The following is a 25,020-nucleotide window of genomic DNA, read 5'->3' on the forward strand; positions in this document are numbered from 1 at the left end:
CATCTAAAGCAACCTATACCATGTGGTTTGAAATCCTGCGAATAAGCGAGTATTCGTGAGCATTATCTATTAAACTGAGGGAGTTCATTAAGGAATTACCATCTAATTCTTATTATTTTTCAAAGTAAGTTAATCTTTCATCAAAACGGCAAACTCATTGTAACTGTTCTTATGTTAAAACCCATTTTTTCGTACAGTTTAATAGCTTGGTTCTCTGCAAAAGCACTTAGTCGGACTTCTGAGTATCCATTTTGTTTTAGAAGGTCAATGGCAGTTCTCATAAGCCTTTTAGAAATTCCATTCCCTCTATATTCTTCTATAACAAATAGTTCATAAATAAATCCATTAAACTTATCAGTAAATTGGTCTTTACTTGCCCCTATAAGAATCCAGCCCATTAATTTATCGTTTTCTATTGCAATTTAATAATAGCTTCCCTTTTTAAGAAGTGGTTCAACAAGTTGTTCGATTTTTTCATTTGTAGGTTTTACTTCACCCAATGTGCCATCAAAAACAGCTTGTGGTGAAAGCAAAATAATCTTCTTAAGTTCCGAGTCGTTAGGTTACATTCGGGCTCCAGGGGGATGTAAAGAATAACACAGCATAGGCTGCCTCTTTAGGGGCAGTCACTTTTTGGAGTGGAGTACTTTCTCTTATAATCTGGAAAACCTCATCTGAAGTAGCAGAACTGGCATCCGTTTGTTGAAGCAGTCCACTTGGAACCGTATTGACAGTGACTCCGTCTTTTCCTAATTGTATTTACTCTGTCTTAACAATTAAACTGCTACATTTTTACATTTCCTTGACACTAGGTTCATCTTCTTCCCTTATAGTTTAATTAAATATTCGAACTAATTTAAGGGGGTCATTTTTTTGAAGAGTAAATTGAGTAAAAGATTTTTGCCTATTACCCTCGTTTCTGCATTAGCAATTGGAAGTTTAACATGGTCCACAACTAATGAAGATGCGTTTGCAAAGGAAAAACCACAAAAATCACCAGAAATTAGGAACGTCATTTTCTTGATAGGTGATGGCATGGGTGTTTCCTATACCTCCGCTTACCGGTATTTAAAAGATAATCCTGCTACTTCAGTGGCAGAAAGAACAGAGTTTGATAAATACTTGGTTGGTCAGCAGATGACATACCCTGAGGATTCTGCACAAAACATAACGGATTCAGCTTCAGCAGCAACGGCGATGTCTGCAGGTGTGAAAACCTATAACGCTGCAATCGCTGTTGATAATGATAAATCCGAGGTCAAAACGGTGTTGGAAGCTGCAAAGGAAAGAGGAAAAGCGACTGGACTTGTTGCGACTTCGGAAATCACTCATGCCACACCAGCCTCTTTTGGTGCACATGATGAAAACCGGAAAAACATGAATGCTATTGCAGATGATTATTATAATGAATTAATTAATGGCAAACATAAAATTGACGTCCTGCTAGGTGGTGGGAAATCCAATTTTGTCCGACCGGATATTGATTTGACGAAAGCCTTCAAAAAAGATGGCTATAGTTATGTAACTGATAAAAATCAAATGTTAAAGGATAAAAATAAACAGGTTCTTGGTTTGTTTGCTTCAGAAGGACTTCCGAAAATGATTGATCGTCCAAGCGAAACTCCTTCTTTGAAAGATATGACAAATTCAGCCATTCAGCGTTTGAACAAAGATAAAGATGGGTTCTTCTTGATGGTTGAAGGAAGCCAAATTGATTGGGCTGGACATGATAATGACATTGTAGGTGCGATGAGTGAAATGGAGGACTTTGAAAAAGCATACAAAGCAGCCATTGAATTTGCGAAGAAAGACAAGCATACCTTGGTTGTGGCGACTGCTGACCATTCTACAGGTGGATTCTCGATTGGAGCAAAGGGGATTTATAACTGGTTCGGTGAGCCAATTAAGGCTGCTAAACGTACACCTGACTTTATGGCTGATGCGATTGTAAAAGGTGCGGATGTAGAAAAGACTTTAAAACAATATATCGATCAAAATAAAGTCAAGCTAACTACAGATGAAATCAAAACGGTTTCAGATGCGGCTAAAACAAAAAATGTGACGAACATCGATAATGCTATAGAAGCAATATTTGATAATCGAACTAATACCGCGTGGACAACCGGCGGCCATACAGGTGAAGATGTACCGGTTTATGCATACGGTCCATATAAAGAGCGCTTTGCGGGCCAAGTTGATAATACAGACCAAGCTAAGATCATCTTTGATTTATTAAAGAAAAGGTAATGAATTCTGGGAGGGATTCCGTGAACAAACTAATTATTGGTGCCCTTTTATTAACCACATTTGGTGCTCTTAACACTCAACCAGCTTTTAACGAACAAAAAGGGAAAGAAAAAACGGAGGAAGTTGCACAACCATTGGTGAAAAAGGATGTCTATGTTCCGAATCCACAACTTCCTGATGATATTAACCTGAACCAAATCGGCCAAACGGTTTCCGATGCAAAAGGTGAACTAACATTAAAGGCCTATAATAAGGCAAATGAGACTGTAAAGGTCGGTCCGATTGAGTTAGTAATCAAAGATATGAAGGTGATGCATGCCTTCCCGGATTACAGTATGATTGATTTCTTTCATGGATACACACATGATGACGAATTCGATATCGTAAAAGTGAATGTTGAAATCAAAAACACTTCTGATAAAAACATTAAGTTTTCCCCGGTGGCTTTTCTGGAAACTGACAGTGGGAAACATATGACATGGGAAGATGACATCTACTTAGAAGAGCTGAATGGGGAGATAGAAGGAAATGGTTCAAAGCAGGGGAACATTGGTTTCATTCTAAGTGCTAAAGATGCGAAGAAAATATCCTTGATGACAGGTGATGCGGTTGATAGTGAAGGGACGGTCCTTTCAAAAGGCAAGTCCATGGAATTTTCTTTTTAATAATAGTGGTGTATGAATGCCTTGCAAAAATCAAATACTAGGACATGTGATAGGGATGACCTATCGCTTGTACAGAATATCCAAATCCTATTGCTGAGGTGATACAGAATGAGTTATAAAGATCAATTAGATCCACATTCTCAAAAGTTTCACCATAATTGGACAAGACCTAAGCGTTCCAATTCTCAAGTAAATGGCCATACGGTGGAATCACAAACAAACATTATACTAAGAAGCAATGCAAAGGCTCACAGGTGGTAACGGATATTTCTGATAAAGAAGGAGACTCTTAAGGGGTCTTCTTCTTTATATGTTGGGATAAAATATCTTAGGACCGTGATATAGTTTTTTTATATGTGTTCTTTTGCTGATTTCAGTGAATGCATTTTATATTCGTTGATCGTTAAAAAAGGCATGCATGGCTTTTCCATCATAATTATGATACCATTTACCTTTAGGAATAAAGCAGAGCCAGGCCGTAAGCTGCCAGGCGTTGACACAGGACGCAGCAATTTTGGCCTTGTGCATATTAACCATCAATGGGGAAATAACCCCACTGTTGGAAGTTTACTTTACACAAATAGAGGACGTGATTTTTAATGATAAATATTGAAATCCCTGCAGCGGATATAAGCATTAAACAAAGGAAACAAGTAATAGAGGGAGACGAAGCGATCATCCCGGAAATTTACGGATTCATTGATTTTCATTTAATTCCCCGTGATAAAGGCGGCATCATCTTGTTTTACAATGAAAACGATGAGCTGATTTTTGTCGGTAAAGCTCGTAAATTAAGACCAAGGGTCAAGAAGCATTTCGAGGATAATGTTTCTCCGATTAAAGAGCATCGTAATGAAGTCAAGAAAATTGACATTCTTTTAGTCGAAGACGCTATGGAACGCGAAATCTATGAAACGTACATGATCAATAAACTTCATGCAAAATACAATGTTGACAAAGTGTTTTATAAATAATAAGTACCACCTATGAAGAAGCTGATTGCATATGCAATCAGCTTTTTTTTGATACACCAAATGTACAAAAATAAGTCCGTACATTTACAGTTGCTTGATGTTAGCTTAACATTGTTGGCTTATATTTGAAGTATTCCAATACATTTTCAGGAGGTTGCTATTGAAGAAAATACTTTGTAAAAAGGTGTTAGTTATCTCGGTCGGGACAGTGATTGCCTTTGGGAATTTAACGTGGTCCGTGTCACAAGCTTCTAAACTGGCGAAACAGAGAGAGATTGAATCTTTTGAACAAAAGACAGTAAAATCTTCAGGGTGGGAAATGGCGGAATAAGCATATAATCAATAAAATTAGGGATATGAGAGTACAATAAATTTTAAAAAACGCACTGGAGGTTCTTTACACATACAGTTATGTGTGATTGGGCTTCCATTTATTTTTGTTTATGAAGAATGTCAGTACTTAATTTATGTTACTTCAATGCGTTAATTAAAATAACTTAAATTAAAAAGGTGTAATAGAAGTAAAAAATGCAATCATATAAAATTATTGAAAAAAACTTGCAAATAGTAATGATTACGTTTTAATATAAAGGGGTGGTTTTAAACAGGAAATAATTCCACTGTGTAAATCGTAATGATGTTGATTTGTGCATAGTTTTAAAAAGAAGATATGTTTAAGGAGTGTTTGTGAATGAGCAATAAGAAAATCCCCGTTACGGTTTTGAGTGGATACCTTGGTGCGGGAAAGACGACGCTGCTGAATCATATCCTTGAAAATCGGAATGATCTGAAGGTTGCCGTCATTGTCAATGATATGAGTGAGGTCAATATTGATGCGTCCCTTGTCAAACAGGGAGGGTTTACAAGGACAGATGAAAAGTTAGTGGAAATGCAGAACGGTTGCATATGCTGTACACTTCGTGAGGATTTAATGATTGAAGTGGAAAAGATGTCCACACAAGGTAATATCGACTATATTGTGATTGAATCGACTGGCATCAGTGAACCCGTTCCGGTCGCTCAAACCTTCACGTATGTAGATGCAAACGTGGGAATTGATTTATCAAAATATTGTCGGCTCGATACGATGGTTACCGTTGTTGATGCGAGGAACTTTTGGCAGGATTACGCTTCAGGGGAAACTCTTATTGATCGAATGCAGGCAACCGATGAGGCCGATCAGAGGGAAGTGGTTGATCTATTGATTGATCAAATTGAGTTCGCCAATGTGATTCTATTAAATAAAGTCGATTTAATGAAAGCTGATGAAGTTGCGGAATTGAACGCGGTACTTCAAAAAATAAATCCTGATGCTCGGATCATTGAAACGAGTCATTCCCAGGTGCCGCTAAAAGAAATCATGAACACGTATTTGTTTGATTTTGAAAAGGCAAGCCAAGGAGCTGGTTGGATAAAGGAATTGAATGAAGAGCATATTCCAGAAACCGAAGAATATGGAATTGCCTCCTTCGTTTACAGAAGGAAAAAGCCATTTCATCCATCGCGGCTGATGACGTGGTTAGAAAGTTGGCCGGTGGAAGTAGTGCGGGCAAAAGGCTTTCTTTGGTTGGCATCTAGAAATGATACAGCAGGCCTGCTATCACAGGCTGGACCGTCATTAATGATTCAGGGAGCAGGTAAATGGATTGCTGCTTATCCTAAAGATGAACAACAGCAGATACTGCAGGATGAACCTGAATTATTGGAACGCTGGGATGATCTTTACGGAGACCGGATGACGGAACTAGTGATGATTGGCATTCAAATGAATCAACAGGAAATCGAAAATGAATTAGATCAATGCTTATTGACGGAAATAGAGTTGCAGCAGGATTGGTCTCAGTATGAAGATCCATTACCTGCATTTACGGAAATAGTTCATTAAAAAACTTAGGAGGAACAAAGATGAGAGTAAACATTACTTTAGCATGCACAGAAACAGGGGACCGAAATTATATCACAACGAAAAACAAGCGGAATAACCCGGATCGAATCGAATTGAAAAAATATTGCCCGCGTTTAAAGAAACACACGCTTCACCGTGAAACGAAGTAATTTTGAGGTTTAAATCGTAATGATTATGTTTTATTGAAGAGAATGGATGTAAAGGAGGGAAGTTCATGTTGGAATGGATCATTATTGGTGGAGGAATTCAAGGTACGACGATGGCCGCATATTTACTAAAGTCAGGAAAAACAACAGTGGATCAGCTGGCGATAGTGGATAGAAATGAGGAACCATTGGCGAGGTGGAAGCATTGTACGGAAGTGATTTCAATGCCATATTTACGTTCGCCATCCGTACATCATCTGGATGTGAATCCATTCAGCCTGCAGAAATATGTGGGAAAAGCTGACTGGAACAATAACTTTTACGGCCAATATAAGCGGCCATCCCTACAATTCTTCAATAAACATTGTGATCACGTTACAGATAATTTATCTATTAAGAAGGCATGGGTGCGTGGAAAAGTCATCTCTGCCAGTCAAATAGAAAAAGGCTGGGAAATTCAATTGGAAAATGGGTCAATACTCAAAGGCTGCAAACTTGTAATTTCAATAGGGGTAGGTGAGCAGCTTCATTTGCCGGATTGGGCACAGCAATTGAAACAAGAGCATGTAGGTTCCATTTTTCATATATTCGATGAAAATATTCCGGAGATGACACAATTACAAGGACCCATCACTATCATTGGGGGAGGCATATCTTCTGTCCATCTTGCTTTAAAGCTGAGTAAGATCTATCCCAATGAAGTAACTTTACTAAAGCGGCATCCGTTTAGAATTCATGATTTCGACAGTGATCCTGGTTGGTTGGGGCCGAAAAATCAGCGTCCTTTCCGTGCAATAACAAGCTATCAAAGAAGACGTGACACGATTATCCAGGCCCGTAATAAGGGGTCCATTCCACCTGACTTACATAAAGCGCTGATGAATCAGGTTAAACAGGGATTATTGTGTGTAATGGATGTTGAAGTGATAAGCGCTGTGTGGAAAGACGGACATATTAGCCTGGTGGACAAATATGAGCAGGTTGTTCAACAAACAGGGACGATCCTTTTAGCTACCGGCTTTAAGTCATCACTGCCGGGAAAAGAGTGGCTATTGCCGGTCATCCAGTCGTATGATTTACGCTGCGCAGAATGTGGTTATCCGATTATATCGCAGTCGTTGCAGTGGGCACCTGGTTTATATGTTATGGGAGCATTGGCTGAACTTGAAATGGGACCGATTGCTAGAAATATATCGGGAGCAAGACAGGCAGCAGAACGAATCGTGAACAGTTTATAGAATTATATAACTTAAATAACATTCGCTATATTTTAATAAAGGAGAGAATCAAATGGCCAAAAAATCCAAAGTAGTAAAAGCACAAAAACAGTTGGCGATGGTAGAAAAGTATGCCGAAATCCGTAGGGAATTGAAAGAGAAAGGGGATAATAAAGCATTGGCCAAACTCCCAAGGGACTCTTCACCGACACGCCTTCACAACCGTTGTGGAGTAACAGGAAGACCGCGTGGATATATGCGCAAGTTCAACATGTCACGGATTGTTTTTCGAGAACTAGCTCATAAAGGGCATCTACCAGGTGTCAAAAAGGCAAGCTGGTAATATCGGGGATAAAAGCAAAGTTGATTCAGGGGGAAGGTCCCTTGAATCAACTTTTTATTTTGAAAAGGAAAGCTTTAAGCAGTCAGAGGATAGGCATTAGATTCTATTATATATAATATTAAATTCGTTTAATAAGACAATTTGAGAAGTAGGAGGTATGATTTTTTGTTAGTTACAAAGAGCAATCGCTCATGAGAAAAAGAGCCCTTGATAAACCAAGGGCTGCTTCATGTCTTAGCCTAGCGTAAAAGGAGGTGTATGGCTTTTCGATAAGAGAAGGAAAAATAAGTGGTTGGCAGAAAAGAAGATGTGATATTTTTTTCACTGCATTGTATGAAGCCATAATAATGGACACTTATATTGAAAAAATATGATCCGTAAATTCACTTATTGTAAAGCTTTTAATTGTTTATCTTTTCTTAGTAATTCCTATTTTTTTGAATAACTTAAAAATAAATATTAACAATTGAGATGTCATACTTATGAGTGTAGCAAAAATGAGTCTAAAGGATGTATTTGCACAGCTAGAATCATGGATTAATGAGAAGCGGGTAGAGATTAATGCACGAAAAGGGATCGTGAGAAATCAGTTCGGTTTAGGTAAGGTAAGATAACGTAAAGAAAGCAGAAGTTTCATCAACTCTGCTTTTTTATTAATCAAATTTTATCTTTGAAAAAATTCAATCCATTCTTTTTCTGGTCCATATATGTAGAAATAGCGATAACCATTGGGCAGGGTAACAATTTCCTGATCAATTAGCTCAACGTTTTCAAAGCCTATAATTCGAGCATATTCTTCTTCTATATCATCGACACTGATGGCAAAATGATGAATTGTTGCTTCGGATGGCAGCGTGTCGCTATAACCTTGAATTAATTCAATTTCTGTTTCGTCTGAATTATTGTATCCAAGGAATGCTAGTTGGATTACACCATTAGTATGTAGCACCCGCGATTTCACTTTTAAATCTAACACATCCTGATAAAAGGTTATGGATTCTTCAAGATCTCTTACAACAACTCCGATATGATCGACTCTTTTTATAGCCAAGGAACTTCCTCCTAATTCTGTTTAGGTACAATATGAAAATATTAGTATATATAACATTATTCGTAATAAAATAACAATTTGGGGTAGTGTTTTTCTGATTATTAAAAAATGATTGATGAAGCAATAGACAATATTTAATGAAGAAAAGTATTGTTTATACATATATAGTGAAGAAGTCAGTTGTTAACGACAGAGAAATACGAAAAAATATATTGAGGCTCTAATAACATATTTCATAAAGGGAAGAATTTATCTTTTTGTAAGCAAAAATTTGTTTCTAAATGAAATAGTAGATATACTTGGAAACAACGCCGTTATAATTAATGGATATGAGAGGAGAGATATTATGGGAAAAATTCGAGAAGGTGAAGTTTTCACCCTTACTGATGACAATGACGAGGGCCATGAAGTTGAAGTTCTAGGATCATTAGATGTAGAAGGAACAGAATATGTAGCTGTAGGCTTACTTGAAGACATTGAAGAAGATACGGAGGAAGATATCGATATTTTCTTTTTCAGAGTCGAAGGTGAAGGAGAGCTTATCGATATCGAAACGGACGAGGAGTTCGAAAAGGTATCCTTAGCGTTTGAAGCAGCTTTTGATCCTCAGGATTGATGGTTAAATAGAAAGGACGGCACATTAGGTGTCGTCTTTTTTTTATGTATAAAAAGTACTGGCCCCGCCTTCGCCAAATACCATGATAGCCACGCGTGCTACCCAGCCTTACTTAAGTATAGTGTTTTATTATTGATGGGACGTGTACTTAATATGAAGGTTTTGTGAAAAAACGGAGTATTTTTCCATCTTTGGGGCATAGGATAAAAAAGTGGAGGTGATAGGATGGCTGTTGTAAAGAACACTGCTTCCGATCGTGCCTTATTGGCAAGATTGCTTAGAGCTGAAGGCGAGGGTGAAGGTGATCAAGGCATGTTGATGATCGGGAATGTAGGGATCAATCGGATTAGGTCGAATTGTTCCGATTTTATAGGATTAAGGACGGTTCCAGACATGGTTTATCAGGAACATGCCTTTGAAGCTGTGCAGAAGGGGTATTTTTATCAACGAGCAAGGGAAAGGGAAATAAGGCTTGCAAATCGCAGTCTAAATGGTGAAAGGCTATGGCCCTCGAAATTTAGCCTATGGTACTTCAGGCCACCGGGAGATTGTCCGGCAACCTGGTATAACCAGCCTTTAGTAGGGCGTTTTAAGCTTCATTGTTTTTATGAACCAACAGGTGCAGAATGTGAAAATATTTATAATACATTTTAGGAAAGAGGCTGAACCTTATATGGAGGTTTGGCCTCTTTGTGTGTCAAGCATGTAATCGAAATATCATATGATAAAACTGGCAAATGATTTACTGATACTGTAAAATTGAGACAGTAAATTTCCGGATAAGAAAGGAATAAAAAAATTGATGAGTAAAAGGCTTATTAATTATGGACAAAGGCAAATGGGAGAACAGTCGGAGGATATCACAGAGCAGCTTAAGTCTTTCATGGAGCATAATGCGGACGCCATTTCTATCGTTGATCTGGAAGGAAAAACCCTTCAAGTTAATTCTGCTTTTGAAGATTTTTTTGGTTGGACAAATGATGAAATAATAGGTAAGCCGTTTCCAATTATTCCTGAATTCTTGAAGGAGTCAGTAAATGAATTGTATAGCCAGGTTAGGGCAGGGGAACAAAAGAAAGGATTTGAAACGGTTAGACAAAGAAAAGATGGCCAGTTAATCAATGTGAGCCTCTCCCTTTTTACTATTCGAGACAATAAAAATGAGTCGAGTGCATTGGCATCCGTTTATCGGGACATCACGGATCAAAAGCTTTCTGAAGCTGCCTTGAAGGAAAGTGAAGAAAGGTATCGCAGTTTAGTGGAAGTGTCGCCTGAAGCGATTTTTGTGCATCGTAATGGGGTCATTGAGTATATGAATCCTATGGGGGCAAAAATGCTAGGTATGGATAGTGTGGATGATATTATTGGCATGTCCGTTTTTCAGTTCGTTCACCCTGATTCTCGGGAAACTGTAAAAAAACGAATAAAGATAATGAGAGACGATTATAAAGCGGTTGATTTATTGGAGCAAAAGTTCATTAGACCTGACGGCCAAGTCTTTTATGGAGAAACACTTGGCCTTCCGATTATTTATAAGGACCAACCAGCCATACAGGTGTTTTGCAGAGATATTACCGAACGTAAGAAAACCGAAGAAATACTTTGTAAATCTAACATGCTATCTGCGTTGGGGCAGATGGCTGCGGGCATGGCACATGAAATAAAAAATCCGTTAACCACGGTTAAAGGATTTTTACAATTGTTGAGGGAAAACCCTGATAAAAAGGATTATCTTGAAATGACGATAAGTGAAGTTGAGAAAATTGAAATTTTAGCGAATGAATTTTTGAGTTTAGCTGATCCTGAAGCGAAGGTTTGGGAATCAATTCAGCTTACCGATATATTAGACAGTGTGATTATGTTAGCCGAGTATCAGGCGATAATAAATGATGTTGAAATTATCAAAGAATATAAAAAGAATTTTGCATGGGTCCTAGGTGATCCTATTCAGCTAAAACAGGTGTTTACTAATGTCGTTAATAATGCGATAGAAGCAATGCCTAAAGGAGGAAAACTTCATATTCAGTTAATATATGATGGGGAATCCATAATTATTTCCTTTATTGATCAGGGCAGTGGAATCTCAGAAGAGCGCATAAAGCACCTAGGACAGCCTTTTTATAGTACTACAGAAAAAGGAACAGGATTAGGGCTCATGGTCAGTACTAAAATCATCCATGAGCATAAGGGGGAAATCCAATTCAGTAGTGAAGTAGGAAAAGGAACCATCGTTGATATCATTCTCCCTATCGATAAAAATTCACAATGAAAAGTGACGAGAAGCCAATGCTCTCGTCACTTTTTGGTTTATAGTTTAACGATTGTTCTGCCTCTTGCTTCCCCTTTTAAAAGGGTAGGAAGGACGTCCGGTAAATCTTTAAGGTTGATTTCCTGTTGTATGAGCTGTTCTAAATGTTCAAGCTTAAAATCGGTAGCGAGGCGCTGCCAAACCTTCAATCTCGTATCCATTGGGCAATTTACTGAATCAATTCCGAGTAAATTAACACCCCTTAGGATGAATGGAAAGACAGTAGTTGGTAGATTGGTACCTGCTGTTAATCCACTTACCGCAACAGAACCTCCGTATTGAATTTGACTAAGGACAGAAGCAAGTGGCTCTCCGCCAACTGGGTCAACCGCCGCACACCACTTTTGTTTGCCTAGTGCCCGAAGCTTGCCATTGTAGACATCTTCACGTGATACAATCGTTGAGGCACCAATTTTCTTTAGGTACCCGTGTTCTGATTCTTTTCCTGTACTCGCCTCAACCGAATAGCCAAGCTTGGAAAGTATCGAGACCGCAAAGCTGCCGACCCCACCAGTTGCACCTGTGACGAGAACACTTCCTTGATCAGGAGTGAGGTTATTTTCTTCTAGACGGAGAACCGATAAGGCCGCAGTAAAACCAGCCGTCCCGATAACCATCGCTTCTTTCAATGTAAGGCCCTCAGGAAGTGGAACAATCCACTCTGCAGGAACGCGGGCAAATTCACTATAGCCCCCGGATTGAGAGACGCCGATTCCATAGGATGTCGCAATGACTTCGTCGCCTTCTTTAAAACGAGTATCCTCTGATGAAACGACGACACCAGCTAAATCAATACCCGGAACAATTGGATAGTTGCTAACGATGTTTCCATTCGGGATGCTAGCAAGGCTGTCTTTATAGTTCACACCTGAATAATGAACGCGGATGAGCACTTCGCCTTGAGGTAAGTCATCAAGTGTTAGTTGTTGAATGCTAACGGAAAATTGGTCCTCTTGCTTGTTAACGACTAATGCATCAAATCGTTGCATCATAAGTTCCCCCTTTGATTGTAAATCTACCTAATTATAAAAGAAAAGAAGGTAAGTTGTATAATAATTGAATTCGTAAATAATGTCTCTATCTTTTCTTTCTTCTTCTAAAAATGTTACTATAAGGTTTGATTCAGTTCATATTAAAGGAGATGTTTTACATGGCTAAAAAAGGATACATACTTATGGAAAATGGAGAAAAAATCGAATTCGATCTTTTCCCGAACGAAGCACCAAACACAGTAGCTAACTTTGAAAACTTAGCGAACACAGGATTTTACAATGGTGTAGTATTTCACCGCGTTATCCCAGGTTTCGTAAGCCAAGGTGGAGACCCAACAGGTACAGGTGCAGGCGGAAGCGGCACACAAATCAAGTGTGAAACATTAGGAAATCCTCATAAACATGAAGCAGGCAGCCTATCTATGGCACATGCTGGAAAAGACACTGGCTCAAGCCAATTCTTTATCGTTCACGAACCGCAACCACATCTTAACGGTGTCCATACGGTATTCGGTAAAGTAACATCTGGTCTTGAAACTGCTAAAGCTATGAAAAATGGCGACAAAATGGAGAAAGTCGAAGTTTTTGACGCTGAATAATGGATGTAGAAAGAGGGAGCATTATGCTACCTCTTTCTTTTGTCTTAAAACCCATGTGGCTTCAGCTATTCTTTTGAAAAGGGGAATATAAAAAAAGAGCATTGAAAATTGCTCTTTTAACGAATGTTTCATAAGTAATTGACTCGATGACTATTTATTGTACATATCTGCAGTAAAACTATATTTGACACCTGTCATAGTTTCCGAAATATCCCATAATTTCTTCGAGGTTTCCTCATTATATAAAGTATCAATAATATCGTCTTCTTTTGGAAAGCCTTTTCTGCCTTTCTTTCCATCGGGTCCAATGTATTCCCCGCCTGTTAAGGCAGGCTCAGTCGCGGCGTAAAGAGTAGGAAGCGCCCCCATGCTTGCAGGCTGAGTGATAGTTTTAGAAAGAAAGTGGACGAACTTATTTACCGGTTTTCCTGATCCGCGTGACATAAGATTCGTATGAGCAAGACCAGGGTGACAGGCAACACTAATCGAGTCGGCTTGGTGCTGATTGAACTTGTTCTGTAATTCGCGGGCGAAGAGAAGATTGGCGAGCTTACTTTGCCCATAGTATTTCATGGGTTTATAATTAGTTTCTCCATTTAAGTTATCGAAGTCAATAAATCCATTGATGGCGGCTAAGCTGCTTAATGTGACAACCCTGGATTTTGGTGTAGAGAGAATATGAGGAAGAAGCAGACCTGTTAAAGCAAAATGACCGAGATGATTGCTTCCTAATTGTAGCTCGAAACCGTCCTTCGTCTTACTGTAAGGCGGGATCATTACACCTGCATTATTGATAAGAACAGAGAGTGAGTCATAGTTTTCTAAATAGGAGTCAGAAAAATGGCGAATGCTGCTTAAATCACTTAAGTCGAGCTGCATCACGCGTACGTTCGCCTTAGGGTAAACGGAGGTAATTCGTTCGACTGCCTTTTCACCCTTTGAAGCATTCCGAACAGCAAGAATTATCTCTGCCCCTTTACTAGCTAGCACAATGGCTGTTTCAAAACCAATACCGCTATTAGCTCCGGTAATCACAATCGTTTTCCCAGATACATCTACCATTCCATCACCATTCCACTTTTCACTCATCGCCAACCACACCTTTCCACACATTCTATACCTATCATATACCCAAATAATTCCTGTATGTCACATTTATAGATGTGAAAGAGTGTAATCAAATCGGAAAACATGTTATGTCTGATTTAACCTAAGGGGAAGCTGGCTTTTAAACGGTTACAAAATTTTTATATAATCAATAATATTTTTTATGATTAAGAAAACAGTAACAAAGATAAATAACACTCTCACATATGCTACTCCTTTCTTAATGGCAAATTTAGAACCTACTAGAGCTCCTGCAATCATAGATATCCCCATCGGTATCCCATAGGAAAAGTTGACCGCATCAAGAAAAATGAACATGATGAGCGCCGCAATATTACTTCCGAAGTTTAGAAATTTTGCGTTACCCGCTGAGTGTAAAAAATCGAAGCCAATAATCAAAAAGGCAAACAAAATAAAGGATCCTGTTCCAGCACCTAAAAATCCATCATAAAAACCAATTGCAAATATAGTAAATGAAAATAGAAAGGCTTTTTGCAAAGAGAGTTTTTGGTATGTCGAATCATGTCCCCAGTTTTTCTTTAGAATGGTATAAATAGCTACGGCTATTAAGAGAACTAATACCAATGGCTTTAATAATTCGGATGAGACAAAATTGACTACCCAGGCACCTAATAAGGACCCTGTGAAAATAAGAGGAAATAACTTTGCTACTAATTGAAAATCGACTTTTCCTGAACGGATAAAGGCAATGGTACTTGTTAAAGATCCCATTGAACTGGCCAATTTATTTGTAGCAATTGCCGCTGAAGGGGAGAGACCTGAAAATAATAAAGCAGGTATAGAAATTAGACCTCCGCCTCCGACTACAGAATCAATAAATGCTGCCAGAAATCCGAAACATACTAACAACAAAAGTGTATAAATATTAATATCTTCCATCCAAGAAACCTCCGTATCAATCCGAATTAAGGATGAATCACTCGCTGATGGAGACTCCCTAATCCAAAGTTATCTACTTTACTAAAAAATTAGAGTAAGACATTTTTTAGTTACTACTTTAATAGTAACTAATGAATATCCCCCTGTAAATAAGATATTTACGATTTTATAACTTCTTAACTTTTCAAATAGAGATTTGGTATTATAGATATAACTTACTCATTGCATTAGGAGGTACTATGCAAGATATCATTCGAAAAATTCAGTCTCTAGGATTTAGTCAATATGAAGCAAAAGCTTATGTTTCTTTGATACGTCAAGGACCAACAAGTGCCTATCAAGTAAGTAAGGAATCAGGAATTCCAAGGGCACGTATCTATGAAATTTTAAATGGGCTCCAAGAAGAGGGAATCGTGTTAAAAGAGGAAATTAATGATTCGGTTCAATATTCACCTTTACCTGTCGATGTATTTTTAGAATCAGTTCAAACAAAATGGAACAATACCTATCAATCCATAAGTGATACATTAAAGCAATTTGAAAAAACAGAGCCCATTTCCGATAACCGTGTAATGACTCTTAAAGGAGAACGTCATATTCTATCCTTTTGTCGTACTTTATTACAAAAAGCTGAGAAAAGAGTAGTTGTTTCCATATGGGATAAGATGTATGAGAAACTTGAACAAGAGCTAAAAGATACAGCAGCGTATTGTAATCTCAAAGGAATTGTTTTTCAGGTGGACAACCCATTACCAGGGATAGATATTCATCGTAAAACCAGTTATGTAGACAATATTGGAGAGAACAAATGGTTTATCTTATCCATTGATGGCAAGGAGACAATTTACGGCCCGTCTTCTGAAGAAAGAGAAACAGCGTTTTACACAGATGATCCGGTTCATATCAACTTTTTAGAAAACTATATTTGGCATGATATCCTCGTTAACCGACTAGTTAAAAAGGATATTGAAGATGCTGAGAATTGGATATCCAGAGAAAGAGATCAGTTTTTCTCACTATAGTTATCCTGTTTTACCTTTGTAGCTTGTTGTTTTTAGTGCACAATTCAAATAAAATTTAAAAAAACTGATATCCCCAATGTGGGGGATATCAGCTTTTTGATTTACCTTAGCTTCTGATTCTGTGTGTTGTTGATTTGTGGATAGTATATTGAAACGATTCAGGATATTCATTCGGATAAAAAGGTTTTTGGGAATTTTATTGGAGCGGGTAAGCTAAAATGATCGCGATAAGACCGGTAAGAAACAATCGTTTGGTCGTGTGAATACACGTCCAACTGTAGAATATGTGAGCTTTTCATTTCCAAATAATACGTAACATCTTTTTTTTGTAAATGATAAAAAGAATAAACCATTCCTAAAAGGTCTTTTTCAATTTGCTTAGTTTCAGGCTGATTCATTATATGCTCACTCAACTGCAAAATCGTAACAGATGTTGATCCTTTGATGTCTGTTACTTTTTCTTTTGCATAATCAACTGCATGACTGATAGTATCGGCAAGATTCTTTAAGATTCCGTCCATAAGGGTTTGTATCTCCTTTGTATTGGGGTATGTATAGTATGGGGTACGTGGCTTATGCTTTATGCAATAAATCCCTAAGGAAGAAATAGAATAGGTCATTTATGAACATTATTAAGAGAGAACAAATAGAAATTACGATTTAAGCAGTACAGTCGAAAAAGAAAAATAAATTTTGCAGAAAAGGAATGACGGACAATATGAGTGATGAAGTGTCATTAGTAAAAGGCGAATTAATGAAGAATAGTAAAACGACAGTATCTTTTGATATTTTCAACGAGGACTGTAAGGAGGGCGAAACGTTAGTCCATATATGGGGAAGCGATGGGTATCTAATGAAGAGAATCTCCGGAAGGAAGCTTGCGGATTTTGATATGGAACTAAAGGATAAAAAAGTACAATGAAGAAAAAAAATAAGTATATCGTACTGCTCTCCATTGCTATCATTTCGTTATTAACGGTGGTGCTCGTTCAAATAAATATGGATACGAAATTCAAAGAAACCGAGAAGGTAGAAAACACAGCAGATAAAGAAAAAGAGCAAGGCGGTGAGGAAGAAACCGACATCAATGTCATCACAGATACTGATAAAAAAATAGAGAGATTGCTTGAAAACATGACGCTTGAAGAAAAAATTGGACAGCTAATGATGGTCGGTTTCAAGGGAACTGAGAAGAGCAGTGAAATTACGGAGCTTATCGAACAAAAACATATAGGGGGCGTCATTTATTTTGACCGCAATATGAAATCGCCAAAACAAGTGGCGAAGTTATCCAATTCGCTTCAGCAATCGGCTGATCGCAGTTCGCATTCGCTTCCGCTTATGGTAGCCGTCGATCAGGAAGGCGGAGACATAATCCGAATGAGGGAACGAGTATCGCCAATCCCTTCGCAACAGGAACTTGGGGAAAATGCTTCTGTTGAAGACATGTACAAGGTGGCAAAATTGAACGGGACAGAACTGAACTCTATGGGGATTAATATAAATTTTTCTCCTGTTCTGGATTTATCAAAGACGGACAACCGTTCACTGGGAAAAGATCCAAAAAAGGTCTATCAATACGGAACGAAAGCGATTCAAGGCTTGAACGATGCTTCCGTTACAGGAGCTTTGAAGCATTTTCCAGGAAACGGACGCAGCGAGATTGACCCGCATGTCGAAACATCTTCTGTGGAAGCAAACCAGCTCGATCTGGAAAACTCGGATATCTATCCTTTCAAGAAAATTATTAGTGAAATGGATAACCAAAAGTTTTTCGTTATGGTGACCCACATTAAATATCCAGCTTATGATAAAGAAAAACCGGCAAGCCTGTCCAAGGTTATCATTGAAGACTTGCTTCGGGGAAAACTCGGATTTGAAGGGCTTGTCGTCACGGATGATTTGGAAATGGGCGCAGTGAATAAGTATTTTTCCTATAAAGATATGGGGAAAGAAGCAATCCTTGCAGGAGCGGATTTATTATTGGTCTGTCATGAATATTCGCATGAGCTTGAGGTATATAACGGTTTACTTGAAGCGGTGAAAGCAGGAGAAGTTCCTATGGAGCGAATTAACGAGTCAACGAAAAGAGTTCTAACCTATAAACTCTACAATATGAAGCAAACAAAGGTAGATCCAGGTCAAGCTGCAAAAGTGGTGAAAAGTCCTGAAAGCTTAGAGTATATTAACAGTCTGAACTTGGAGAAATAAAAGGAAAATCAACTATCAAAGCTTAGCCCTCGCTCAAATAAAACAGCGAGGGGTTTTTGGAATTCACCGATCGATTGAGGGTTTTTACCAGTCTGTTCATAACAGTCTGAAGTTGCGGCTTTGTTTAAATCAACCGATAGAGGGAATACTATAATATAACCTACTTCAAGGAGGAAACTCATATGCCATCAAATAAAATGATTGGGACCGTCGTGATAGGAGCAGCAGCATACTTAATGCGCAATAAAAAAACTCGTGAAAAAACCATGAGTCAAATAAAATCTCTAGCGACTCCAGAAACCATTGATAAGGTTAAGAGCCAACTCCAATCCTTAACAAAGTCAAAATCGAAAAACCCTTCAGCTCATTAAGTAAAAAAAATCCCCTTAAATGATTGTGTAATTGCCACAATCCTTCTAATGGGGATTTTTTTATTGAACCTTGTTGTCTGGTTCAATCGCTCTTATTAATAATGTATTACCTGGTGTTGTTACTCAGCTTCATCTTCACCATTATCTTCTTTATTGAACCATAAAGGATCTTCATTATCGACTTCACCATTATAATTAATAAGAATTTCTTCTCCTGCTTTTATGTCGGTGTAAGCGAAGAAATCAAACGTGTGGTTCTTAAAGTTTATGTCATAAGTAGCATTGGGAGTATAAGAGTGATTAAACAGCATGCCATATCCTAAAAGCATGGCAGTATGGTTAATTCCATACTCAAAAGCATAATCTGCAAGCAATGTTTTTTCTATGAAAACATGCTCTTCGTTTGGATAAGCAATAACAGGTGCTTCATGTAAAAGCTCACCTTTTTTAATGTCTTGTGTAGCGAATACGCCTCTATTGAACTCACCATCACTTAGTGTGGAAGTTTTAACTTCAATCATGTTCGTCACCTACTTGTTCTATTCTTTATAGTCTAGATCATCTAAGCTTGACAGTTAATAAGAAGAAAAGCAACTATTTTAGGGAATAAATCTTTTTCAAATGAAAAAGAAGGGATTGTTATATGTGTAATAACACTTCCATTCAAATTAAAAATAGGTATTCAAAGATTTAATGAAAAACAGTCTCTTTCCAAAAGTGACTGTTTTTTTATGCCTTTATCTTCTTCTATATCCAAATCCGAGGTACTCAGGTTTGGGTGCTGGTTGTTGCTTAATACTTTTAAAAAAACACCTCAGCTAACATGTACATTTTCTGTACATTTAGGGAGGTGTTAAGTTTGTCTCACTTATAAGGTTAGCAAAATCATAGGGTTGATCTCTTAATTCACACCGACAGCTGTAAAGGCATTTTTGACTGCTGTGGCTTCTGCACTGCTTGAGCCATATAAATCAGCGGCAGATTGTACGACTGCTGCTCTGGCTTGTGAAAAAGCAGATGAAGAAGTTAAGTAAGTCGTGTTGGCCCGGTAAAAGATGGCTCCTAGTTTATCAATGCCAATTCCAGCCACGGTCACGCCATGGTGAGTGCCGCCCGCGGAGATAAGATAGGCTGCCTTATTAATGATTCCGCTGTTCGTATGGACGCCGCCATTGTCGCCCGTTCCTGTATAGCGGTTCATATAATGGTCAGGGTCACCATTCAATGTTGGGTTGGCCATTGAACGGAGAGCATCACCGGAAATATTAGGTGTGTAAATATCTTCTCCTATCAGATAGTCCGCTTTTTCACTTTCATTCTTAAATTCAACAACCGTGCCAAAAATATCAGAAATCGCTTCATTCAAAGCACCCGATTCATTCTGATAGGTCAAATTCGATTCCGTAGAAGTTACTGCATGTGTCAATTCATGTGAAACAACATCTAAACCGCCTGACAATGGGATGAACGTCGTGCCGTCCCCATCACCGTAAACCATTTGTGTGCCATCCCAAAAAGCATTATTGTATCTCGACCCATAATGAACGGTTGACTTCAGGATGGCTCCATTTCCATCATAAGAGTTCCGTCCAAACGTGGATTTGTAATAATCATAGGTTTTACCAGCATAAAAATGAGCATCCACTGCAGCTTTATCGGTAGAAGAAGTAAAAGCGTTGGTTGTATTGGATAAGAGTGTACCAGGCAATTTTGACCGGTTATTAGCATTATAGGTGAAAATGCCTTTGCCACGTGTATTGTCTTGTAGATAATATTTGCCGCTGGATAAGGTAGTGTTTAACGATACGGTATTGTTTAGGACTCCGGTTCCAGTACCGACGGAATTGGTTCCCGTCACTTCATCAAGGGTGTTATATTTATTCAAGATTTCACCTGTTTTAACTGAAATGAAATAATTATAGTTTCCTGGTTCCGGATCTAAGAAATTTAAATTGACCTTATATACATAGTCGGCCTTTCCTTCATTGGCGTAAACATATAGCTCTGATTCAGGAGAATTTTCGTAGGAAGGAGTGAATCCAATATCTGCTTCGGCAATTTTGATTGCTTCTGATTTACTGATGCCTTTTTTAGCCTTTTTCCCTAATTTAGTGTTTAAATTGGCTTCAACCGTTCCGGACACGACCGTTAAAACACCTTGAGCGTCAATTATTACTGCCTGTGTAGAATTCCATACAGGTACGCCCTTATAAGTTTGTTGCAATCTTAGAACAGTATTGCCAAGTTCATCTTTACTTTCTTTTTGAATAATGAAGGAGTCTTTAGCCTTTTGCTTCTCTAACTTGTAAGACTTTGTGTTTTTATCAAAAAAGGTAAGAATGATATCTTCAGCCGTTTGCTTTGAAGGTTCTGTGAGTTTCCCAGACTTGAATTCTAGCGAATCTCTATGCTTATTATATTTTTCAACGCTTAACACATTTTTTGCCGCTAAAGCTTCTTGTTGGGGAATAGCAGAAAATAGTAGACCGATAGATAGTGCAGTTCCTAAAAATACCTTACCTTTCATAACCTTTCAACTCCTTCATGAGAATACCTCATTTTTACACCATTTCATATTATTATAAAATGGAGAAAATACGAAAAAATATGACATTTAAAGGAATAAAATGGAGAAAAATGGTTTTTAATAGAAGTATTCTTTCCAAATATTCTTCTAGTAATATTTGGAGGGCGTATGAAAAAGGAGCTTAGTATTTTATAAATTCAACTTTTTTAAGGCTGCAAAAAAACTTGGCATAAAGTGCAAAAAAACATGGCGTAAAGTGCAAAATATTTTGTCTATTGAAAGCGTTTTTTAAAATAATTTGTTGAATATTGCGGTTTTGTAAATCTGGCATGAAAATTGCATATATTCAGAATAGGAATTCGAATTGTAAATTAGCTCTATTTGAAAGTCGATGAAATAGGAAAATTTATTAAATGGATTTCACTATAAATGAAAGCGCTTATATAGAAAGGGATGAAAATTTATGATACCAAAACAAGAAAACGACATCTTTCAGCATCCTCCAAAGCAAGAAGAACAAGAATTAAAGCGCGGTTTAAAATCCCGTCATTTAACGATGATTTCTATTGGAGGGGCTATTGGCACCGGGCTGTTTCTTAGCAGCGGGGCAGCTATCCATACAGCTGGGCCAGGCGGCGCATTACTTGCTTATGCCTTAGTTGGGGCAATGGTGTACTTCGTGATGACCAGCTTAGGGGAACTGGCAGCCTTTATGCCGACAAGCGGTTCATTCAGTACCTATGGAACGAAATTCGTCGATCCGGCATTTGGATTTGCCTTGGGATGGACGTACTGGTTCAATTGGTCGATGACCATAGCGGCGGAGTTGGCAGCCTCAACAATGATTATGAAATTTTGGTTTCCAAATAGTCCATCATTGTTGTGGAGTTCATCATTCTTGGTACTCATTTTCCTATTAAACTATTTATCCGTTAAAGGATATGGTGAAGGGGAATACTGGTTTTCCTTCATAAAAGTAACGGCCATCGTTATTTTTATAATCGTTGGAATCCTAATGATTTTCGGCATCATGGGTGGCGAAGCAGTAGGTTTTAAGAACTTCACAGTCGATGACGCGCCTTTTCCGGGTGGTTTTATGGGTGTCTTCATTGTGTTTATTGCAGCTGGCTTTTCTTTTCAAGGTACAGAAATTGTCGGTGTGGCTGCTGGTGAAAGCGAAAACCCAGCCAAAAATATACCAAAGGCTATTAAAAGCGTTTTTTGGAGAATCCTACTCTTTTACGTATTGGCAATCTTTGTGATAGGGCTACTTATCCCTTATACAAGCGAAAGTTTACAAGGGGATAATGTTATGGTCAGCCCATTCACGCTTATATTTGAAAAGGCTGGAGTTGCTTTTGCAGCTTCGCTCATGAATGCAGTCATTTTAACAGCGGTATTGTCAGCAGGTAACTCTAGTTTATATGCATCGACACGTATGTTATATTCAATGGCTAAAGATGGGCAAGCACCACGCATTTTTGCAAAACTTAACAAACGCGGAGTGCCGGTTGCGGGAATGATTTTGACATGTGCCATCGGTATGCTTGCATTTTTAGCTTCTATATTTGGTGATGGTAAAGTGTATATATGGTTAATGAATGCTATTGGTATTACAGGATTTATCTTCTGGCTGGGTATTTCTATCAGTCATTATCGTTTCCGTAAAGCTTATATAGCTCAAGGCCATTCATTGGATAAGCTGCCGTATAAGGCATTATGGTTTCCGATTGGACCGATTTTTGCTATTTTGATTGGCTTAATCGTTATTCTATCTCAGAATTTTCAAGCGTTTTTTTCAGACCACATTGATTGGGGCAGTGTAATAGCTGCATACCTAGGAATCCCACTTTTCCTTGGTCTATGGCTTGGATATAAACTGGTAAGGAAAACTAAATTCGTTAAACTTGAAGAAGTAGAGTTTGACTTTGACAAAAAATACGAATGAAAATGCATAAAGTAAAATCAGCCGGACAATGTTGTTTAAGTTGTCCGGCTTTTACTTGTCTAAATGTAAACCGCTATGTGCATGTAGGTTTATTTACCTTCGCCATTCAAAACTCTTATTCAAAGCCGGGAGCGGGATTCCTGGCTTTTTAATTTGTGTTAAATGGAAATTAATACAAATTTAAAGGCGGATGTTATATGATAAACGTAATCTCTATGTATGTGTTTCTATAAAATTAGCTAAAGGAGACTATATGTATCATTCTAATCTCTTTCAAATTTTTTAAAAAAATCAAAGGAATGCATGCTAATATGACGGGGTAATTGCCATCTTTGAGAAGAGAAAGCCAGACTTTAACCGTTTGAAGTATCTAATCGCTAGAAAAGGAAGGTGTGCGCTTATGACTCTATTAACTAATTTGAAAGTATTGGACTTTTCAACGCTACTGCCCGGACCATTTGCCACTTTGATGCTAGCTGATTTAGGAGCAGATGTTTTGAAGGTAGAAAGGCCGGCGGCAGGGGATTCATGGGGTGTGAATCAATATCTTAACAGATCAAAGCAATCGATTACACTTGATTTAAAACAGTCGGAGTCCATCGAGGCCGTAAAAAATTTAGTGAAAGAATACGATATCGTCCTTGAACAATTCCGGCCAGGTGTCATGGAGCGTCTAGGGCTCGGGTACGAGACTTTAAGACAAATCAATCCGAAGTTAATTTATTGTTCAATCACAGGATTTGGCCAGACCGGTCCCTACAAAGACCGCCCGGGTCATGATATCAATTATATTTCGATTGCAGGGTTAGCAGGCTATTCCGGTACGAAAAAAGACGGCCCAGCAAAGAACGGAACGCAAATTGCCGATCTTGCAGGAGGGTCAATGCATGCTGTTATCGGTATTTTGTCCGCAGTCATTTACAGGGACAGAACCGGGGAAGGCCAATCCATCGACATCAGCATGACCGACTGCAGTTTCGCTTTAAATGCCATATCTGCACCTCTGAATTTACAACGTGGCTTGGAGCTGGAGCCAGAGAAATTGATGTTAAACGGAGGGTCATTTTATGACTATTACGAAACAAAAGATGGACGTTATTTTTCGGTAGGAAGCCTGGAGCCTCCATTCCGTAAAGCTCTATGTGAAGCAATCCGCAAGCCTGAATTGTATGCACTAAGCTTGAGCACAGATACTGAGAGTGGAAGTAGATTTAAAACAGCAGTCCAACGTGCTTTTCTTGAAAAGAACTTTGATGAATGGAAAGAAATATTTGCTGATTCTGAGGCCTGTGTAGAACCAGTACTGACCTTTACCGAAGCGACCAATCATCCCCAACTTAAGGAGCGAGGCATGATTGTTGAAGTACCTGACGGAAAAGGAAGCATCCAGAAGCAAATTGCCTGTCCAATCAAAACATCGGTTTTTACTCCTCATTATAAACATACAGGGCTGAAGCCGGGACAAAGTAATGAAGAAGTTCTCCGCACCTTTAATCGCTAAATAAAGAAACTGACCAAGCTAAAATGATATATATATTAAGGCTGTCACTTTTCCAAAATCTTTTGGAGAGTGATAGCCTAATTTTTTTGAATTCGATCTTCGCTGTGATGACGTAAATACTCCTATACCCATAGTGCTGCAACATTTATAAGGACGAATAAAGCGGAGGAAGGTCGAATTAAATGGAGGAAGGTCGAATTAATTGGGAGAAAGGACGAATTAAGTAGGAGAAAGGCCAAAATTGTTCTTTTATCCATGAAGAGAATTAACAAATCAACTCTGTGAAAAATTACCAGTTATAACTAGCGTGTACCGGGTATCAGAGTATCATCCTTCAACAAAGGAATTACAAGAAAATAGCTCTGGTAA

At 38.3% G+C, this 25,020-nt stretch carries 28 protein-coding genes and 1 pseudogene; 20 read left to right on the plus strand and 9 right to left on the minus strand.

The features are described 5' to 3' along the window. Window positions 1-140: 140 nt before the first annotated feature. Both ACQKMR_RS22125 and ACQKMR_RS22130 read right to left on the minus strand, forming a co-directional pair. Window positions 141-539: pseudogene (locus tag ACQKMR_RS22125) on the minus strand (GNAT family N-acetyltransferase). A gap of 19 nt (window positions 540-558) precedes the next feature. Beyond that, window positions 559-759, minus strand: coding sequence for an SDR family oxidoreductase (locus ACQKMR_RS22130; RefSeq protein ID WP_427699297.1), 201 nt, complete (start codon window positions 757-759; stop codon window positions 559-561). A gap of 114 nt (window positions 760-873) precedes the next feature. Here ACQKMR_RS22130 and ACQKMR_RS22135 point away from each other — a divergent pair, with 114 nt between their 5' ends. The 10 genes from ACQKMR_RS22135 to ACQKMR_RS22180 all read left to right on the plus strand — a co-directional run bounded on the left by ACQKMR_RS22135 (window position 874) and on the right by ACQKMR_RS22180 (window position 8,112). Continuing rightward, entirely contained in the window at window positions 874-2,247 is a 1,374-nt protein-coding gene (locus ACQKMR_RS22135) for an alkaline phosphatase (protein WP_427699246.1), read from the plus strand. Between the two features lie 20 nt (window positions 2,248-2,267). Next, window positions 2,268-2,912, plus strand: coding sequence for a DUF4352 domain-containing protein (locus tag ACQKMR_RS22140; protein ID WP_427699247.1), 645 nt, complete (start codon window positions 2,268-2,270; stop codon window positions 2,910-2,912). A gap of 108 nt (window positions 2,913-3,020) precedes the next feature. Further along, a complete protein-coding gene (locus ACQKMR_RS22145; RefSeq protein ID WP_283899230.1) occupies window positions 3,021-3,173 on the plus strand; it encodes a YpzG family protein in 153 nt (50 codons plus the stop codon). Window positions 3,174-3,511: 338 nt separating this feature from the next. Further along, window positions 3,512-3,886 (plus strand): nucleotide excision repair endonuclease, encoded by a 375-nt coding sequence (locus tag ACQKMR_RS22150; protein ID WP_427699248.1) that lies wholly within the window; start codon window positions 3,512-3,514, stop codon window positions 3,884-3,886. Window positions 3,887-4,046: 160 nt separating this feature from the next. After that, complete coding sequence (locus ACQKMR_RS22155; protein ID WP_427699249.1) at window positions 4,047-4,217, plus strand: hypothetical protein; 171 nt, start codon at window positions 4,047-4,049, stop codon at window positions 4,215-4,217. 360 nt (window positions 4,218-4,577) lie between these two features. Continuing rightward, window positions 4,578-5,771 (plus strand): GTP-binding protein, encoded by a 1,194-nt coding sequence (locus ACQKMR_RS22160; protein WP_427699250.1) that lies wholly within the window; start codon window positions 4,578-4,580, stop codon window positions 5,769-5,771. A gap of 20 nt (window positions 5,772-5,791) precedes the next feature. Next, on the plus strand, window positions 5,792-5,941 hold the full coding sequence (gene rpmG / locus ACQKMR_RS22165; RefSeq protein ID WP_053348792.1) for a 50S ribosomal protein L33: 150 nt from the start codon (window positions 5,792-5,794) through the stop codon (window positions 5,939-5,941). Between the two features lie 65 nt (window positions 5,942-6,006). Next, the gene (locus ACQKMR_RS22170) at window positions 6,007-7,176 is read left to right on the plus strand and encodes a hypothetical protein (RefSeq protein ID WP_427699251.1); all 1,170 of its coding nucleotides are present in this window, start codon (window positions 6,007-6,009) and stop codon (window positions 7,174-7,176) included. A gap of 52 nt (window positions 7,177-7,228) precedes the next feature. After that, on the plus strand, window positions 7,229-7,498 hold the full coding sequence (gene rpsN, locus ACQKMR_RS22175) for a 30S ribosomal protein S14 (protein WP_427699252.1): 270 nt from the start codon (window positions 7,229-7,231) through the stop codon (window positions 7,496-7,498). 482 nt (window positions 7,499-7,980) lie between these two features. Beyond that, entirely contained in the window at window positions 7,981-8,112 is a 132-nt protein-coding gene (locus ACQKMR_RS22180) for a hypothetical protein (RefSeq protein WP_427699253.1), read from the plus strand. Window positions 8,113-8,162: 50 nt separating this feature from the next. Here ACQKMR_RS22180 and ACQKMR_RS22185 read toward each other — a convergent pair whose 3' ends face one another. Next, on the minus strand, window positions 8,163-8,549 hold the full coding sequence (locus ACQKMR_RS22185) for a VOC family protein (protein ID WP_427699254.1): 387 nt from the start codon (window positions 8,547-8,549) through the stop codon (window positions 8,163-8,165). A 346-nt stretch (window positions 8,550-8,895) separates the two neighbouring features. Here ACQKMR_RS22185 and ACQKMR_RS22190 point away from each other — a divergent pair, with 346 nt between their 5' ends. The 3 genes from ACQKMR_RS22190 (at window position 8,896) to ACQKMR_RS22200 (ending at window position 11,434) form a co-directional block, all read left to right on the plus strand. Beyond that, window positions 8,896-9,165, plus strand: a complete 270-nt coding sequence (locus tag ACQKMR_RS22190) for a DUF1292 domain-containing protein (RefSeq protein WP_056523102.1) — start codon at window positions 8,896-8,898, stop codon at window positions 9,163-9,165. Between the two features lie 225 nt (window positions 9,166-9,390). Then, window positions 9,391-9,819: a cell wall hydrolase gene (locus ACQKMR_RS22195; protein ID WP_427699255.1), complete on the plus strand. Its 429-nt coding sequence runs from the start codon at window positions 9,391-9,393 to the stop codon at window positions 9,817-9,819. Between the two features lie 148 nt (window positions 9,820-9,967). Continuing rightward, a complete protein-coding gene (locus ACQKMR_RS22200; RefSeq protein WP_427699256.1) occupies window positions 9,968-11,434 on the plus strand; it encodes a PAS domain-containing sensor histidine kinase in 1,467 nt (488 codons plus the stop codon). Window positions 11,435-11,472: 38 nt separating this feature from the next. Here ACQKMR_RS22200 and ACQKMR_RS22205 read toward each other — a convergent pair whose 3' ends face one another. Then, a complete protein-coding gene (locus ACQKMR_RS22205; protein WP_427699257.1) occupies window positions 11,473-12,465 on the minus strand; it encodes an NADPH:quinone oxidoreductase family protein in 993 nt (330 codons plus the stop codon). Between the two features lie 158 nt (window positions 12,466-12,623). Between ACQKMR_RS22205 and ACQKMR_RS22210 the strand changes: the two genes are divergently transcribed. Further along, window positions 12,624-13,064, plus strand: a complete 441-nt coding sequence (locus ACQKMR_RS22210; RefSeq protein ID WP_427699258.1) for a peptidylprolyl isomerase — start codon at window positions 12,624-12,626, stop codon at window positions 13,062-13,064. Window positions 13,065-13,214: 150 nt separating this feature from the next. On the opposite strand, the gene ACQKMR_RS22215 is transcribed toward ACQKMR_RS22210, so the two are convergent. Together ACQKMR_RS22215 and ACQKMR_RS22220 are read right to left on the minus strand one after the other, a co-directional pair. Then, window positions 13,215-14,153, minus strand: coding sequence for an oxidoreductase (locus tag ACQKMR_RS22215; protein WP_427699259.1), 939 nt, complete (start codon window positions 14,151-14,153; stop codon window positions 13,215-13,217). Window positions 14,154-14,300: 147 nt separating this feature from the next. Next, on the minus strand, window positions 14,301-15,071 hold the full coding sequence (locus ACQKMR_RS22220; RefSeq protein WP_427699260.1) for a sulfite exporter TauE/SafE family protein: 771 nt from the start codon (window positions 15,069-15,071) through the stop codon (window positions 14,301-14,303). A 239-nt stretch (window positions 15,072-15,310) separates the two neighbouring features. Between ACQKMR_RS22220 and ACQKMR_RS22225 the strand changes: the two genes are divergently transcribed. Further along, a complete protein-coding gene (locus tag ACQKMR_RS22225; protein ID WP_427699261.1) occupies window positions 15,311-16,093 on the plus strand; it encodes a TrmB family transcriptional regulator in 783 nt (260 codons plus the stop codon). Between the two features lie 167 nt (window positions 16,094-16,260). Here ACQKMR_RS22225 and ACQKMR_RS22230 read toward each other — a convergent pair whose 3' ends face one another. Beyond that, complete coding sequence (locus tag ACQKMR_RS22230) at window positions 16,261-16,614, minus strand: hypothetical protein (RefSeq protein ID WP_427699262.1); 354 nt, start codon at window positions 16,612-16,614, stop codon at window positions 16,261-16,263. Between the two features lie 197 nt (window positions 16,615-16,811). Here ACQKMR_RS22230 and ACQKMR_RS22235 point away from each other — a divergent pair, with 197 nt between their 5' ends. The 3 genes from ACQKMR_RS22235 to ACQKMR_RS22245 all read left to right on the plus strand — a co-directional run bounded on the left by ACQKMR_RS22235 (window position 16,812) and on the right by ACQKMR_RS22245 (window position 18,675). Further along, window positions 16,812-17,015: a hypothetical protein gene (locus ACQKMR_RS22235; protein WP_427699263.1), complete on the plus strand. Its 204-nt coding sequence runs from the start codon at window positions 16,812-16,814 to the stop codon at window positions 17,013-17,015. Then, complete coding sequence (gene nagZ, locus ACQKMR_RS22240) at window positions 17,012-18,304, plus strand: beta-N-acetylhexosaminidase (protein WP_427699264.1); 1,293 nt, start codon at window positions 17,012-17,014, stop codon at window positions 18,302-18,304. Before ACQKMR_RS22235 ends, nagZ begins: the two co-directional genes overlap by 4 nt. Window positions 18,305-18,486: 182 nt before the next feature. Then, entirely contained in the window at window positions 18,487-18,675 is a 189-nt protein-coding gene (locus tag ACQKMR_RS22245) for a hypothetical protein (RefSeq protein ID WP_427699265.1), read from the plus strand. 119 nt (window positions 18,676-18,794) lie between these two features. Here ACQKMR_RS22245 and ACQKMR_RS22250 read toward each other — a convergent pair whose 3' ends face one another. Next, a complete protein-coding gene (locus ACQKMR_RS22250) occupies window positions 18,795-19,196 on the minus strand; it encodes an SET domain-containing protein (RefSeq protein WP_056523115.1) in 402 nt (133 codons plus the stop codon). Between the two features lie 380 nt (window positions 19,197-19,576). Beyond that, entirely contained in the window at window positions 19,577-21,202 is a 1,626-nt protein-coding gene (locus ACQKMR_RS22255; RefSeq protein ID WP_427699266.1) for a M4 family metallopeptidase, read from the minus strand. Between the two features lie 463 nt (window positions 21,203-21,665). Between ACQKMR_RS22255 and ACQKMR_RS22260 the strand changes: the two genes are divergently transcribed. Next, window positions 21,666-23,150: an amino acid permease gene (locus tag ACQKMR_RS22260; protein WP_427699267.1), complete on the plus strand. Its 1,485-nt coding sequence runs from the start codon at window positions 21,666-21,668 to the stop codon at window positions 23,148-23,150. A 400-nt stretch (window positions 23,151-23,550) separates the two neighbouring features. Further along, window positions 23,551-24,651: a CaiB/BaiF CoA transferase family protein gene (locus tag ACQKMR_RS22265; RefSeq protein WP_427699268.1), complete on the plus strand. Its 1,101-nt coding sequence runs from the start codon at window positions 23,551-23,553 to the stop codon at window positions 24,649-24,651. Window positions 24,652-25,020 lie beyond the last annotated feature (369 nt).

Source organism: Peribacillus sp. NPDC096540 (assembly GCF_050278525.1).
In the GTDB taxonomy this organism is placed as follows: domain Bacteria; phylum Bacillota; class Bacilli; order Bacillales; family DSM-1321; genus Peribacillus.

What these genes read in the sequence shown, in the direction of transcription:
- ACQKMR_RS22160 (WP_427699250.1), top strand. Translation starts at nt 4,578, where the DNA reads ATGAGCAATAAGAAAATCCCCGTTACGGTTTTGAGTGGATACCTTGGT.
- ACQKMR_RS22260 (WP_427699267.1), top strand. Translation starts at nt 21,666, where the DNA reads ATGATACCAAAACAAGAAAACGACATCTTTCAGCATCCTCCAAAGCAA.
- ACQKMR_RS22210 (WP_427699258.1), top strand. Translation starts at nt 12,624, where the DNA reads ATGGCTAAAAAAGGATACATACTTATGGAAAATGGAGAAAAAATCGAA.
- ACQKMR_RS22215 (WP_427699259.1), bottom strand. Translation starts at nt 14,153, where the DNA reads ATGAGTGAAAAGTGGAATGGTGATGGAATGGTAGATGTATCTGGGAAA.
- ACQKMR_RS22200 (WP_427699256.1), top strand. Translation starts at nt 9,968, where the DNA reads ATGAGTAAAAGGCTTATTAATTATGGACAAAGGCAAATGGGAGAACAG.
- ACQKMR_RS22225 (WP_427699261.1), top strand. Translation starts at nt 15,311, where the DNA reads ATGCAAGATATCATTCGAAAAATTCAGTCTCTAGGATTTAGTCAATAT.
- ACQKMR_RS22205 (WP_427699257.1), bottom strand. Translation starts at nt 12,465, where the DNA reads ATGATGCAACGATTTGATGCATTAGTCGTTAACAAGCAAGAGGACCAA.
- ACQKMR_RS22150 (WP_427699248.1), top strand. Translation starts at nt 3,512, where the DNA reads ATGATAAATATTGAAATCCCTGCAGCGGATATAAGCATTAAACAAAGG.
- ACQKMR_RS22230 (WP_427699262.1), bottom strand. Translation starts at nt 16,614, where the DNA reads ATGGACGGAATCTTAAAGAATCTTGCCGATACTATCAGTCATGCAGTT.
- ACQKMR_RS22195 (WP_427699255.1), top strand. Translation starts at nt 9,391, where the DNA reads ATGGCTGTTGTAAAGAACACTGCTTCCGATCGTGCCTTATTGGCAAGA.
- ACQKMR_RS22170 (WP_427699251.1), top strand. Translation starts at nt 6,007, where the DNA reads ATGTTGGAATGGATCATTATTGGTGGAGGAATTCAAGGTACGACGATG.
- ACQKMR_RS22235 (WP_427699263.1), top strand. Translation starts at nt 16,812, where the DNA reads ATGAGTGATGAAGTGTCATTAGTAAAAGGCGAATTAATGAAGAATAGT.
- ACQKMR_RS22180 (WP_427699253.1), top strand. Translation starts at nt 7,981, where the DNA reads ATGAGTGTAGCAAAAATGAGTCTAAAGGATGTATTTGCACAGCTAGAA.
- rpsN (WP_427699252.1), top strand. Translation starts at nt 7,229, where the DNA reads ATGGCCAAAAAATCCAAAGTAGTAAAAGCACAAAAACAGTTGGCGATG.
- ACQKMR_RS22245 (WP_427699265.1), top strand. Translation starts at nt 18,487, where the DNA reads ATGCCATCAAATAAAATGATTGGGACCGTCGTGATAGGAGCAGCAGCA.
- ACQKMR_RS22265 (WP_427699268.1), top strand. Translation starts at nt 23,551, where the DNA reads ATGACTCTATTAACTAATTTGAAAGTATTGGACTTTTCAACGCTACTG.
- ACQKMR_RS22220 (WP_427699260.1), bottom strand. Translation starts at nt 15,071, where the DNA reads ATGGAAGATATTAATATTTATACACTTTTGTTGTTAGTATGTTTCGGA.
- nagZ (WP_427699264.1), top strand. Translation starts at nt 17,012, where the DNA reads ATGAAGAAAAAAAATAAGTATATCGTACTGCTCTCCATTGCTATCATT.
- ACQKMR_RS22250 (WP_056523115.1), bottom strand. Translation starts at nt 19,196, where the DNA reads ATGATTGAAGTTAAAACTTCCACACTAAGTGATGGTGAGTTCAATAGA.
- ACQKMR_RS22190 (WP_056523102.1), top strand. Translation starts at nt 8,896, where the DNA reads ATGGGAAAAATTCGAGAAGGTGAAGTTTTCACCCTTACTGATGACAAT.
- ACQKMR_RS22145 (WP_283899230.1), top strand. Translation starts at nt 3,021, where the DNA reads ATGAGTTATAAAGATCAATTAGATCCACATTCTCAAAAGTTTCACCAT.
- rpmG (WP_053348792.1), top strand. Translation starts at nt 5,792, where the DNA reads ATGAGAGTAAACATTACTTTAGCATGCACAGAAACAGGGGACCGAAAT.
- ACQKMR_RS22255 (WP_427699266.1), bottom strand. Translation starts at nt 21,202, where the DNA reads ATGAAAGGTAAGGTATTTTTAGGAACTGCACTATCTATCGGTCTACTA.